General features: G+C 55.1%; 12 protein-coding genes and 1 pseudogene. 6 read left to right on the plus strand and 7 right to left on the minus strand.

From position 1 onward, the window contains the following. Positions 1-36: 36 nt before the first annotated feature. A complete protein-coding gene (locus M7H45_RS06320; RefSeq protein WP_298215398.1) occupies positions 37-987 on the plus strand; it encodes an MBL fold metallo-hydrolase in 951 nt (316 codons plus the stop codon). A 13-nt stretch (positions 988-1,000) separates the two neighbouring features. On the opposite strand, the gene M7H45_RS06325 is transcribed toward M7H45_RS06320, so the two are convergent. Next, complete coding sequence (locus M7H45_RS06325) at positions 1,001-1,648, minus strand: DNA-3-methyladenine glycosylase (RefSeq protein WP_298215399.1); 648 nt, start codon at positions 1,646-1,648, stop codon at positions 1,001-1,003. Between the two features lie 155 nt (positions 1,649-1,803). Between M7H45_RS06325 and M7H45_RS06330 the strand changes: the two genes are divergently transcribed. Next, positions 1,804-2,244, plus strand: coding sequence for an Rrf2 family transcriptional regulator (locus tag M7H45_RS06330; protein WP_298215400.1), 441 nt, complete (start codon positions 1,804-1,806; stop codon positions 2,242-2,244). Between the two features lie 11 nt (positions 2,245-2,255). On the opposite strand, the gene M7H45_RS06335 is transcribed toward M7H45_RS06330, so the two are convergent. After that, a complete protein-coding gene (locus M7H45_RS06335; RefSeq protein WP_298215401.1) occupies positions 2,256-2,888 on the minus strand; it encodes a hypothetical protein in 633 nt (210 codons plus the stop codon). A 427-nt stretch (positions 2,889-3,315) separates the two neighbouring features. Here M7H45_RS06335 and M7H45_RS06340 point away from each other — a divergent pair, with 427 nt between their 5' ends. Next, positions 3,316-4,785: an efflux transporter outer membrane subunit gene (locus M7H45_RS06340; RefSeq protein WP_298215402.1), complete on the plus strand. Its 1,470-nt coding sequence runs from the start codon at positions 3,316-3,318 to the stop codon at positions 4,783-4,785. A gap of 9 nt (positions 4,786-4,794) precedes the next feature. Continuing rightward, a complete protein-coding gene (locus M7H45_RS06345; RefSeq protein WP_298215403.1) occupies positions 4,795-6,102 on the plus strand; it encodes a beta-1,6-N-acetylglucosaminyltransferase in 1,308 nt (435 codons plus the stop codon). Here the strand turns inward: M7H45_RS06345 and M7H45_RS06350 are convergent. The 5 genes from M7H45_RS06350 to M7H45_RS06370 all read right to left on the minus strand — a co-directional run bounded on the left by M7H45_RS06350 (position 6,099) and on the right by M7H45_RS06370 (position 10,798). Further along, the gene (locus M7H45_RS06350) at positions 6,099-7,088 is read right to left on the minus strand and encodes a hypothetical protein (protein WP_298215404.1); all 990 of its coding nucleotides are present in this window, start codon (positions 7,086-7,088) and stop codon (positions 6,099-6,101) included. The genes M7H45_RS06345 and M7H45_RS06350 overlap by 4 nt on opposite strands. Positions 7,089-7,097: 9 nt before the next feature. Continuing rightward, the gene (locus M7H45_RS06355) at positions 7,098-8,054 is read right to left on the minus strand and encodes a hypothetical protein (protein WP_298215405.1); all 957 of its coding nucleotides are present in this window, start codon (positions 8,052-8,054) and stop codon (positions 7,098-7,100) included. Then, a complete protein-coding gene (locus M7H45_RS06360; RefSeq protein ID WP_298215406.1) occupies positions 8,051-8,767 on the minus strand; it encodes a CatB-related O-acetyltransferase in 717 nt (238 codons plus the stop codon). Before M7H45_RS06360 ends, M7H45_RS06355 begins: the two co-directional genes overlap by 4 nt. A 61-nt stretch (positions 8,768-8,828) precedes the next feature. Beyond that, positions 8,829-9,548, minus strand: coding sequence for a CatB-related O-acetyltransferase (locus M7H45_RS06365; RefSeq protein WP_298215407.1), 720 nt, complete (start codon positions 9,546-9,548; stop codon positions 8,829-8,831). Between the two features lie 38 nt (positions 9,549-9,586). Continuing rightward, the gene (locus tag M7H45_RS06370; RefSeq protein WP_298215408.1) at positions 9,587-10,798 is read right to left on the minus strand and encodes an NADP-dependent isocitrate dehydrogenase; all 1,212 of its coding nucleotides are present in this window, start codon (positions 10,796-10,798) and stop codon (positions 9,587-9,589) included. 122 nt (positions 10,799-10,920) lie between these two features. On the opposite strand from M7H45_RS06370, the gene M7H45_RS06375 reads away from it, so the two are divergent. Together M7H45_RS06375 and M7H45_RS06380 are read left to right on the plus strand one after the other, a co-directional pair. After that, positions 10,921-11,673: an orotate phosphoribosyltransferase gene (locus tag M7H45_RS06375; RefSeq protein WP_298215409.1), complete on the plus strand. Its 753-nt coding sequence runs from the start codon at positions 10,921-10,923 to the stop codon at positions 11,671-11,673. Positions 11,674-11,681: 8 nt separating this feature from the next. After that, positions 11,682-11,913 (plus strand): annotated as a pseudogene (locus tag M7H45_RS06380) (SDR family NAD(P)-dependent oxidoreductase); the annotation flags it as partial.

Here is an 11,913-nt window from a genome sequence, read left to right on the forward strand (position 1 = left end):
GTTGCCTAAACCTTACGCGCTGCGCATGATGGCGCCATGGGTTTTCTTTCCGAACCGCCGCCGCCGCGCGGCGCCGCTCTTGATGTATTGCCAGGCATACGCCGCGTCGTCGCCGACAATCCCAGCGTGATGACCTATCATGGCACCAATACCTATCTGATCGAGGATGAATCCGGCCTCGTGGTCATCGATCCCGGCCCGGACGATCCGGCGCATGTGCGGGATATCCTCGCCGCGGCGAATGGCACGCCGGTCGCGCTGATCCTCCTCACTCACGCCCATAAGGACCATTACGGGGCGCTGAATATGTTGCGGCAGGCGACCAGCGCCAAGGTCGCGGCCTATGAGGCGCCCGGCAATCCAGGGATCCAGCCGGATATCAAACTGGCCGACGGCGCCCGCATCGGCGGCTTCACCGCGGTTTACACGCCCGGCCACGCCCCGGACCATCTCTGCTTCCAGTATTATGGCGAGAATGGCGAGAAGATTCTCTTCAGCGGCGATCACGTCATGTCCTGGTCCTCCTCCATCGTCAGCCCGCCGGATGGCGACATGAGCGATTATTACCGTTCGCTCGAACGGCTGCTGGAACGTGATGACGATCTTTTCCTCTCCGGCCACGGCCCCTTGCTGCGCGAGCCCCGGCTTCTCACCGCGGCGCTGCTCGCCAACCGGCAGATGCGTGAGCGCGCCATTCTCACCGCGATGAAGGCGCAGCGCACCGCCAGCGTGGCCAGCCTGGCCGCCCGGCTCTACCACAAGCTCGACCCCAAGCTGAAAATAGCGGCGCAACGCAACGTCCTCGCCCATCTGCTGAAGCTGGAAAAGGAAGGCATCGTCACCGAGCTGGAGCCGGAAGCGGAATTGCCGCCGGACGACCCCGCCGCGCTCATGGCCCCGGATGACGAAAAGAAGCCGGAAAACCCCGATCTCGTCATCAGCAAGAAGGACGCGCGCCGCCGCTTCGGCTTGGCGGGCCTGGGTTAGCCGCCGGGCGGGTTCAGGCTTTGCTCAAGGCCATGCCGGGTTTTTTCGCCTCATCCGCCGCCCGCCAGAAATAAAGCGCGGCCAAGGTGCGGTGGGGGGCGTAGGCCTGGCCGATTTCGGCGAGGTCGCGCGGCCGGGGCTGGGCCGCCAGCCCATGCACCAGGCGGTACCCCTCCCGCACGCCGAAATCATCCACGGGAAACACGTCCCGGCGGCGAAGGGTAAAAATCAGCAGCATCTCCACGGTCCAGCGCCCCACGCCGCGTATGGCCGTGAGCCGGGTGATCAGCGCCTCGTCGGAGAGCCGGCTGGCACGGGCGCGGCTGGGAATGGTGCCGTCCGCCGCCTTGGCGGCGATATCGCGCAAAGCCGCGATTTTTCCGCCCGAAAATCCGCATTCGCGCAGCGCCTCATCGGGCAAGCTGAGCAGCGCCGCAGGGTCCGGCAGCGCGCCACCCGTCATCGCCTTCAGCCGCGCGAGAATGGCCAGCGCCGCGTTGGCATGGAGCTGCTGATGCGCGACGGCGGAGAGCAGCGCGTGGTAAGGCTCGGAGGCCTCGCGCGGGCGCGGCGCGAGCGGGCCGACCCGGGCGATCAGCGCCCCCAGCTTCTCATCCGCCCGCGCCAGATGCGCCGCGGCGCCACCCAGGCGCCTAGCCAACCCCTGTAACCCTATGGAGAATGAAAAATCTTGCTTTGCAGGATATGGGGCATACAAAAACCGGCTTTTTCTTGGCCGCGATGGGGATAGACATATTTCCTATCTGATTACTCTGATGTAGAATTCGCCGGTTTCGTCGGCCGAGGACCATATTCATGCTGTCCCAGAAATGTAAATACGCCCTTCTGGCGCTGATGGCGCTGGCGCGCGAGCCCAGTGACAAGCTGCTCCTGGTCTCGGAGATCGCCGAGCGCGAAAATCTTCCCCGTAAATTTCTGGAAGCCATTCTGCTGGAACTCAACCGCAACGGCCTCGTCCGCTCCCGGCGGGGGCGGGGCGGGGGCTATGCGCTCGCCAAGCCGGCGGATCTCATCACCTTCGGCCAGGTGGTGCGCATCATGGATGGGCCTCTGGCGCCGTTGGCCTGCGTCTCGGTCAATTATTATCGCCGTTGCGATGAATGCCGCGACGAGCAGAATTGCGAAATTCGCCGGGTGATGCGCAGGGTGCGCGATGCCATCGCCGCGGAGCTGGATGGCACTTCCCTCGCCCAGGCGCTGGCCGAGGGCCGGCCGGTGCCCGGTATGGCCGCATAGCGGCGGCGCCCTCAGGCGGCCGATACACCCGCGTAATCGAAAAAATTCGCGAGGGGAGAGGTGCGGGCGATGAAAGCCCGCAAGGGCGGATGCTGCCAGCCCTCCGGCCCGATAATGGCCGAAACCGGCGCGAAAAATTCGTGGGCGTGGGGAATCTGGCTGGCGGCGAAGGCCGCGTAATGGCGCTGGCGCAGCGCGTACATCACCCGGATATCGCGCACCGGCAGGACCAGCGGGGCGGCAGGGGGATGCCGCAACAAGCCGGTATAGCGCCAGCGCGGCATCGCATGGGTGGCGGAGACGGGCTGCATCAGCCAATCGGCCGAGCACACCGCGAGCATGGAGTGCATGGAGGGCGCGAAGCGTGACCGCTTATCCAACAGATTGGGATAAGACCCGCAAGCCTCGATGGCGAAGATGTCGACGAACGGATCGGCCTCGGTGCCGCCGAAGCAAAGCCAGAGGCCGTCCGGATGGGTGCGAAGCCGGTTGGAGCCGGGCAGTTTGAGATGGGGCTGGTCGGGATCGTCCAATGTACCGGGGCGGGCACGCATCCAGGCGCCGTAAGCGCCCATGTGATGATCCTTGAGACCGGGCGGATGCTGCGGCCATGTCCGCAATTTCTGGCGAACGAGGGCATCCATTGAAGCAAAGGCATCCATACATTAACTCCTGACCAGTAATCTTCTGCAACCTAAGGTAGAATACTGACCAAAAGCGACTCGGATGCAAGCGTTTTTTTATTTAATTTAACCTGATTCGCAAGATTTGGTTACAGCAACGATCTGGAATCAATGATAATTACCTGAAAATACGAAACTTCCCCATTGTCGATCCGCTCCTGGCGGTTTCCATTATTTTTACCTCTGGTTCATGTCTTGTCCACATGCCAAACGCGGCTTGAGCATGGCCCCTCGCATTTCCCAGCCGTGGCCAAACCCGCGCAGGAATGCCAAAAGACGCAAGGATTTGTCAGGAGAACCGACCTTCCGGCGCTTGCCTTGGGCATGGGGCCTATGGTTCTGTTTCTCCAACACCGCTAAATAGGCGGAACAGGGAGTTTTGTAGACCGTGTCATTGAGTTGCCTGCGCCGTGGCCTAGCTGGCTCTGCCCTGTCTTTCGGCCTTCTCGCGGCGCTTTCCGGCTGCATGGTCGGGCCGGATTTCCACCCCCCGCGCGCCGCCACCCCCACCGCCTATCTCAACGATTCCCCGGCCGGCATGCCCTATGTGTCCGGTGACGCGGTGGACCCCCAATGGTGGAACAGCTTCAACGACCCGGTGCTCACCCGGCTGGAGGCGCGGGCGGTGGCGCAGAACCTCGATCTGCAGATCGCCACGCAGCGCCTGCTGGAGGCTGAGGCGCAGGCCCAGATCCAGGGTGCCGCGCTCTATCCCAACCTCAGCGGCAACGCCAGCTATTCCCGCAACAAGATCAGCGATAACAGCCCGCTCGGCGTGCTGGGCTCGGTTCTCGGCTTCCCGGGCGCCACCCAGCCTTATAATCTCTACCAATACGGGCTGCAGACGATGTTCGACCTCGATCTTTGGGGCAAGAACCGCCGCGCCGTGGAGGCGGCGGTCGCCAATGCCCGCGCCTCGGAGGATGCCCGCCGCGCCGCCCTGCTCAATGTGGAGGCCAGCGTCGCCAGCGATTACGTCCAGCTGCGCGGCACCCAGGCCATCCTCCAGATCACCCAGCAGAACCTGCAATCCGCGAACCAGCTCGTCCAGCTCACCACCGAGCGCGAGGCGGCGGGGCTCACCACCGCGCTCGACGTCGCCAACGCCAAGGCGACGGCGGCGCAGATCGCCGCCCAGATCCCGCCGCTCATCGCCCAGCGGGACACGTTCATCAGCCAGATCGGCCTGTTGCTGGCGCAGACGCCGGAGGGCATGCCGCCCGAGCTGCTCAACCCCGCCCCGGTGCCGCCCACCCCGCCGGTGGTGCCGGTCGGCCTGCCCGCGGAGCTGCTGACCCGCCGGCCGGATGTGCGCGAGGCGTTGAACAACCTCCACGCCGCCACCGCCCAGATCGGCGTGGCCAAGGCCGCCTTCTTCCCGGACATCACCTTATCCGCCAACGCCTCGCTGCAGGGGTTGGAGCTGAGCAACATGGATGAGTGGAAATCCTTGAACTATGCGTTCGGCCCCACCGTCACCCTGCCGCTCTTCGAGGGCGGCCAGCTGCGCGGCCAGCTCCATTTGCGCGAGGCCCAGCAGAAGGAAGCCGCCATCAACTACGCCAAAACGGTCCTCACCGCCTTCACCCAGGTCAACACCGCGCTGGTGACCTATGCGCAGGAGCACGCCGCCCAGGCCGCCCTGCAAACGGATGTGGAGCAGAGCCGCATCGCCATGGGGCTGGCGGAGGAGCAGTATAAGGAAGGGCTGGTGGACTACCTCTCGGTGCTGAACGCCCAGCAAGCCTACCTCGCCGCGCAGCAGAACCAGGCCCAGTCCCTGGAAAAACTCGGCACGGACCTCGTCACCCTCTACCAGGCGCTAGGCGGGGGATGGGAAGGGGAATTTCCCCGATAGGAGAATTTTATGAAGAAAATCGTTTATTTCATTATGGCTCATAGTGACCCCGACCTCTTAACCGATACGGTCAGACTTTTTTATAACGATGACGATTTTTTTATAATTCACATTGATAAAAAGAGTCTACCCGCATTAAAAACCAGCGCTGCATTGTTGAGTCAAAAATTCAAAAATATATTCATATTGAATGAACAATATGTAAGCTGGGGTGGTGCCAGTCAAGTACAGATTCAAATCCGAGCTATTGATTTAGCCTTAAATGAACTTTCGAACTGGTCTCATTTTGTTCCTATTAGTGAACAACACGCACCTTTAAAAGCAGCAAAAGACGTTAAGCTATTTCTTGAAAACAAAATTAGTTACATAAACTGGACAAACGTCCAAAATATGCCTCCAGAGATTCAAAGTAATGTTTCTCAACGATTACGATTTAATTACAAAGAATTACCCGGGACAGGAAGCTTTGTTGGAGGGGACGAAAACCCTTCTTATCAAGTTAAAGATCTAAAACATGGTAGCAACTGGACAATTCTTTCCGTGGAAGCTTGCCAGCTTATTCTTCAAATGAGTAATCTCGAAATAACTAATCGTTTATTAATGTCCCTACAACCGGACGAAATTTTTATGCAAACTTTGTTAGTTGGAGCAACAGAGGTTAAAAATATAAATACAACTTATGTTGCCTGGCCACACCTAACCGGAAGGAAAAATATGACATTTGATATTGCGACTTATCAGAAAGCGCAACAAATGAATTATCTTTTTATACGTAAACGGGAAAAATTTTTGCCAAAAGAGATTGAAATGCAGCTAGATGATATTTGTTTTTTGAATCGAGAAAAATTTCAAAAGTATCTTCAAGGACCCGCTTACCCGAGCGTCCTTTCAGAAGTTTCCTCAACAACCAACTTGGTGGCCGAAAGTATAATTAAAAAACTTACTCAAATAGATATTGATATTACGATTGAAAAACCAGTAAACAAAATAGCCAGCGTATATCTTTTGCTTAAAAGCTTCAGAACTTTAGATAACTTGCGTCTTTATATTATTTCATCTGACAACATAAACTTTAAAGTCGGGATCGTTTGGATAACAAAACATATTGATCCAGATGTTATTAAAGTTAACGGGTACAAAACAACTTTGATAAAGGTGCGTGCACCTCATTTGTTCAGAACGAGAGAGATAGTTATTTCCCAAAACGATTTTGGTTTTATAAAGATCGATGACAGATACGATGGCACAACAAGATTAGTCACGGCGGTGAAAGAATATTTAAAAGTTTTAGAAAGTTTTGACAGTCTTCCATTTTAATTCCGGTTAGCTAATATCTGAATAATTCTTTCAGATATTTTGCTTTTGGAAGGAGTTAACGGTGGCTCCCATTCGTCATTTAATTTAGGTAGCGACTCTTCAAATAAAATTCCGTCTTTACGAGGAATAAAGTTTCGAGCTATTTGAAAATAAGACGGCAGATATTTTTTTATTATTGCTAACCGCATCGCAGGCGAAAAATATTTTTCGTTACTCTGTAAGCGAGCGCCTTCCTTTATTAATTCAGAGCAGACATAGTTGGTTGTAGGCTTATCAAGACTAAGCTTTCGGGCAAAACGGAGAGCTAGCACAGTACCCCAATCTATAGACTGATTTTGGTTAACAGGTCGAAAATAATTATCGTCCTCACATTGAATTGTTTTTAAAAAATCACCATAGAGATCAGGTATATTTTGTTTTTTTTCCAAAGGTCTAACAAGAAGATTTGTTTTTCCAAATGTGTTCTGCCACCTATGAAGCGTCTGCAAATAATCGTAAGGAACATCGCTGGAACAAATCGCGTGTAAAGTGTAGCTATTTATATCAGGATCCCAGGGAGGAGATAATGACGTCTTTTCACTTTGAGTGAAGCCAGATTCAAAAATTCCATCATGGCGACGCAAGTAGACAATTATAAATATTTCAAAATCTCCAATTAAATTCCTAAAGCTTTCATAATAGCGCTTGATGTCATCGGGCTGGCGCGCAGTTATAAAATATTCAGAACTTATAATGATTTTTTCCCAGGGTCTATTTTTTATTTCTTCGATTAGTTCGCTTTTTAAACGGTCTGGATCAAGGCTACTTCTATCATAATTCCCCAAACCCAATGAAAAACTAACTCCATAATGTGCATCTCCGATTCGCCCGGTACGAGGATAAACAATCTTGTTTTTTAGGAATTTCTCCTCATTTAAGGAAAAAAACCTCTGCAAACTAGTTGTTCCGGTTTTTGGATAACCTATATGAAGATAAAGTTGCTTCATGAAAGTTTCCTAAATTTTGCTATATAAATCAAGTTTAGTATTTTGCCATGTTGATGTTATTATGATATGACCTGCGATTGTTTGGCCTTGGAAAAAGCTTCGTAAAGTCCAATGATCTAAGTTTTGATCCAAATTATTTATTGAACGAATGGTTTTTATAAGAGACGGTAAAACATTTAAATTATAAGTAATTGTTTTTCCTACTTCTAATTCAGGTGCTCCAAAGGCTTCTGAAATGGGCACACTATATCCGAATACGTGTTTGGCACCTGTCTCCATATTTTCGCCTTTAAAATAGGTTATGCCACCATGTGTTCGATCTTCATTCGCGGGCCGTACAATTTGGTACGAGCTTAATGTATTTCCAGAGCCCAACAAAAATGTGCCGACGCTATAAAACAAAGTTTGATGAGAAAAGGTATTTACCAAAACAAATCCTTCAACGATAAATGCCTTATTTATTGAGCAGAGGTGGTCGGTTAATTTTAAAGTATCTAAGGATATGGTCACATGAAGTCGAACTTGTTCCAAATCTGACAGCGCCAAATTGGCGGAAGGCATTGCTCTGGGTAAATCTTTATAAGCCTGATTATTTGGTCCTTCAAATAAAGCCCATTCGGCAGCCATTTTACGACCACTTGGATAAATCCGCATACAACTAAAATTTTGAGCATTTTGAGAAAGTTTTAGGCCGCTAGGGGAGAAGATTACCTTTGCCCACTGGTTGGCAGAAACATTTTGATCGTTAAATGATGGTAGATCAAGTGGGGTGCCCCACTGACCTATGTTCCAGTTTGCTTTCTCGGGAGGAAAAGTTGGCCCATACGGCTTCCCCTTTTTCCCCATTTGACCTGGCAATATATAATATCCAGTCGGAGATTGAACTGAATATATTTTTTGGGCATATACGAAGCTAGGGATAAAAAAAGAACCGCTTATCAATAAGCCATAAATTTTTAAATTCATTTAAACATCCTTTTTAAAACAATGATATCTGGATTAAATTGAAAGATTTCTCTATCTGAAAATCGCCTTAGAATTGAAGAAACATCATCAAACCAAAACATCTCATCCGATGAAGAATTCAAATCCCAAAACGCGTAACGCCACCAGGCGCTTTTTTGTAATGCAGCCGCGGTTTCCAGCGGAAAACGCATCTCGGTCACCATGCCCGGATTGCCTTCCACGATGGCATAAGGAGGCACATCTTTAACAACCACGGCCATCGGTTTGATAATCGCGCCGTCGCCAATCGTCACCCCCTGATGAACCAGCGCGCCATAGCCGATGTGAACGTCATTGCCGATGGTTGTTATCTTCGCGGTGCGGGGCTTCGCGTTCACCAGAAACCCCTTCGCCGCGCCGATCTCCTGGTTGAACACGGCTTGATGGTTGCCATAAAACAATGGCGAGCTGCTCCCCCAGTCAATCGGGTGCGACCCGCGGCCAATCTGGACATTTTCTTCTATCGAGCAATACCGCCCAATCCGCGCCGCGAAAAAATACCCGCTCTCGGCATAGGAAAACGCCCCCATGCTCAGGGAATGCGCGACCTGCATCCGCTTGAGGCTGCAAGGAGGCTCGAAACTGCAATTATCCGGAAGAATGAACGGCCGGGGATGCAAGCAGGCCACCCCTTTCTCCAGCAGCCTTTCCCGGATTTCAGCAGTGATCAGCATCGCAATCCGTCGCTTGGTTGGCCAGATACCGCAGTGAACCCCTAAAAGCCTAGCCCGTCAATCAGGAATTCTCTTCCGCGAATTTTTGCAAATTTATCCGCTCCGGCTCATAAACTTGTAGATCGTTACGTATCGCGCCCTCGATATAATCCAGAAACGCCTCGGGGTCGGCCACCGGTATCAGGGATAAATCCCAAAAAGCATAACGCCACCAGGCAACGCGTTGCATCCGGGCGATGGTGCTGGCGGGAAAACGCAGCTTGACGATCCGGGCGGGATTTCCTGCCACCACCGAATATGGCGGCACATCCTTCGTCACCACCGCATAAGCCCCCACCACGGCGCCATCCCCGATTGTAATACCCTGGGAAATAAAAGCCCCGTGGCCGATATAGCAATCATTGCCGATAACCGTGGTTTTCGCGTGCTGCGCAGGGGCACGGAACGAAAAACGAGCCGCCTCGGGCAAATCCTGGTCCAGAACAAAGCGGTGCGGCTGGTAAAACAGTGGCGATGTGCTCGCCCAACTTGTGGGATGAGAACCTCTTCCTATCTGCACGGCCTCGCCGATAGATGTATAGCGGCCGATTTTCGCGCCGAAATAATACCCGCTGACCGCATAGGAAAAGGCCCCCATTTCCAAGGCGTGGTCCGCTTTCATCCATTTGATGCTGCATGGCGGTTCGAGAATGGTCGCGTCCGGCAGTTCAAAATTGGGTGCATGCAGGGTGGTTATGCCACGTTTTGCCAAGTTTTCCTTGAGTTTGTTCGTTACCTGCATCTGGCCCCTATTCCTGGTTGCACGGTCGATAAAACCCTCTACCCCATCGCCGCCTTCAAATTCGCGTCCAGCTTATCCAGGAATTCCTGGGTTGTCATCCATGGCGCGTTCTTGTCGATGAGAATCGCCAGATCCTTGGTCATGAACCCGGCTTCCACCGTCTCCACGCACACCCGCTCCAGCGTCTCGGCGAAATTCACCACATCCGGCGTCTCGTCGAACCGGCCGCGATAGATCAGCCCCCGCGTCCAGGCGAAGATGCTGGCGATGGGGTTGGTCGAGGTCGGGCGGCCCTTCTGGTGCTCGCGGAAGTGGCGGGTCACGGTGCCGTGCGCGGCCTCGGATTCCACCACCGTGCCGTCCGGATTCAGCAGCACCGAGGTCATCAACCCCAGCGAGCCGAATCCCTGCGCCACAATGTCTGATTGTACGTCGCCATCGTAATTCTTGCAGGCCCACACATAACCGCCCGACCATTTCAGCGCGCAGGCCACCATGTCGTCGATCAGCCGGTGCTCATAGGTCAGCCCCGCCTTGTCGAACCGCTCCTTGAACTCCTCGTTGAAAATACGCTCGAACGTATCCTTGAAGAACCCGTCATAGCCCTTCAAAATCGTGTTCTTGGTGGAAAGATACACGGGGTAGTTGCGCGAGAGCCCGTAATTGAAACTGGCATGGGCGAAGCCCTCGATGGAGGCGAGGGTGTTGTGCATGCCCAGCGCCACGCCGGGGCCTTTGAAGTCATGCACGTCCAGCGTCACCGTCTCGCCGGATTCGGGCGTGTAGACGAGCTGCACCTTGCCCGGCCCGGGCACCTTGAAATCGGTGGCGCGGTAGATGTCGCCATAAGCGTGGCGGCCCACCACAATCGGCTGCGTCCAATGCGGCACCAGCCGGGGCACGTTGCTGCAGATGATCGGCTCGCGGAAAATCGTGCCGTCGAGAATGTTGCGGATGGTGCCGTTCGGGCTCTTCCACATTTTCTTGAGGTTGAATTCCTTCACCCGCGCCTCGTCCGGGGTGATGGTCGCGCATTTCACCGCCACCCGGTATTGCTTGGTCGCCAGCGCGGCCTCCACCGTCACCTGGTCATCGGTGCGGTCGCGATTCTCGATGCCGAGATCGAAATATTTGAGATCGATGTCGAGATAGGGCAGGATCAGCTTTTCCTTGATGAAGCCCCAGATGATGCGGGTCATCTCGTCCCCGTCCATCTCCACGACCGGATTTTTTACCTTGATCTTGGCCATTCCAACTCTCCATGCAACCCGCCCATCCCATACCATCCTCGCCGTGCCGCACAACCCTGCCGCCGGCATGGACGGGCCGCGCCGCAGAGGCTAGGACGTAGAGGGGTGCTTGAGGAGGCGAGATGAGCGGGCGCATTGCCGCGAGAATCGATTGGGCGAGCGACTGGGACCGGGACGCGGCCCTGACCACGGCCCGGCTGCTGCTGGAAATCGGCGCGGTCAATTTCCGCCCGGAGGAGCCCTACACCCTCACCTCGGGCTGGAAATCCCCGGTCTATATCGATTGTCGCCGCATCATCTATTTCCCCCGCGCCCGGGCGAAGATCTGCGATCTGGCGGTGGAGAAAATCTACCGCCATGTCGGGCATGAGGCCATCCGCGCCGTGGCGGGGGGCGAGACGGCGGGCATCCCCTTCGCCGCCTGGATCGCCGAGCGCATGCACGCCCCCATGGCCTATGTCCGCAAACAGCCCAAGGGGTTCGGGCGCAACGCCCTCATCGAGGGTGAGGTGCCGGCCGGGCTGAACACCCTGCTGGTCGAGGATCTCACCACCGATGGCGGCTCCAAGATCCAGTTCTGCAACGCGCTGCGCGAGGCCGGGGCGCTCTGCAACCACACCTTCGTGGTTTTCTTCTATGGCGTCTTCCCCGGCAGTTTCGAGACGCTGGAACGGATGAACATCGCCCTTCACCATCTTTGCACCTGGTGGGACGTGCTGGACGCGGCGCGCAACCAGACCTATTTTTCGGATGCCGCCCTCGCCGGGGTTCGCAAATTCCTGGAAAATCCCATGTCCTGGTCCGCCGCCCATGGCGGCGTCGCCACGGCGGAGGAGGCGCTCGCCTATAAGCAGCGCGGCAAGCCCCCCGGCTGAGGCCTGGCATGGCGGGGCATCTGCTCATCTTTGGCCTCGGCTATTCCGGCCGCGCCATCGCCAAGGCGGCCGTGGCGGCGGGCTGGCAGGTCAGCGCCACCACACGCGGTGAAACCGCCCCTGAACCAGGCGTGGTCCTGCTGCCATTTTCCAAGGCCGCTCCTGCCATCGCCACGGCCACACATATCCTTTCAACCGCCGCGCCGGATGAAACCGGCGACCCGGTTCTGGCTCGCTATC

Source organism: Acidocella sp., from assembly GCF_027352905.1.
GTDB lineage: Bacteria > Pseudomonadota > Alphaproteobacteria > Acetobacterales > Acetobacteraceae > Acidocella.

Coding starts and splice junctions, on each gene's coding strand:
- M7H45_RS06335 (WP_298215401.1), bottom strand. CDS start 2,888: ATGGATGCCCTCGTTCGCCAGAAATTGCGGACATGGCCGCAGCATCCG.
- M7H45_RS06320 (WP_298215398.1), top strand. CDS start 37: ATGGGTTTTCTTTCCGAACCGCCGCCGCCGCGCGGCGCCGCTCTTGAT.
- M7H45_RS06350 (WP_298215404.1), bottom strand. CDS start 7,088: ATGAAGCAACTTTATCTTCATATAGGTTATCCAAAAACCGGAACAACT.
- M7H45_RS06355 (WP_298215405.1), bottom strand. CDS start 8,054: ATGAATTTAAAAATTTATGGCTTATTGATAAGCGGTTCTTTTTTTATC.
- M7H45_RS06360 (WP_298215406.1), bottom strand. CDS start 8,767: ATGCTGATCACTGCTGAAATCCGGGAAAGGCTGCTGGAGAAAGGGGTG.
- M7H45_RS06345 (WP_298215403.1), top strand. CDS start 4,795: ATGAAGAAAATCGTTTATTTCATTATGGCTCATAGTGACCCCGACCTC.
- M7H45_RS06330 (WP_298215400.1), top strand. CDS start 1,804: ATGCTGTCCCAGAAATGTAAATACGCCCTTCTGGCGCTGATGGCGCTG.
- M7H45_RS06370 (WP_298215408.1), bottom strand. CDS start 10,798: ATGGCCAAGATCAAGGTAAAAAATCCGGTCGTGGAGATGGACGGGGAC.
- M7H45_RS06365 (WP_298215407.1), bottom strand. CDS start 9,548: ATGCAGGTAACGAACAAACTCAAGGAAAACTTGGCAAAACGTGGCATA.
- M7H45_RS06375 (WP_298215409.1), top strand. CDS start 10,921: ATGAGCGGGCGCATTGCCGCGAGAATCGATTGGGCGAGCGACTGGGAC.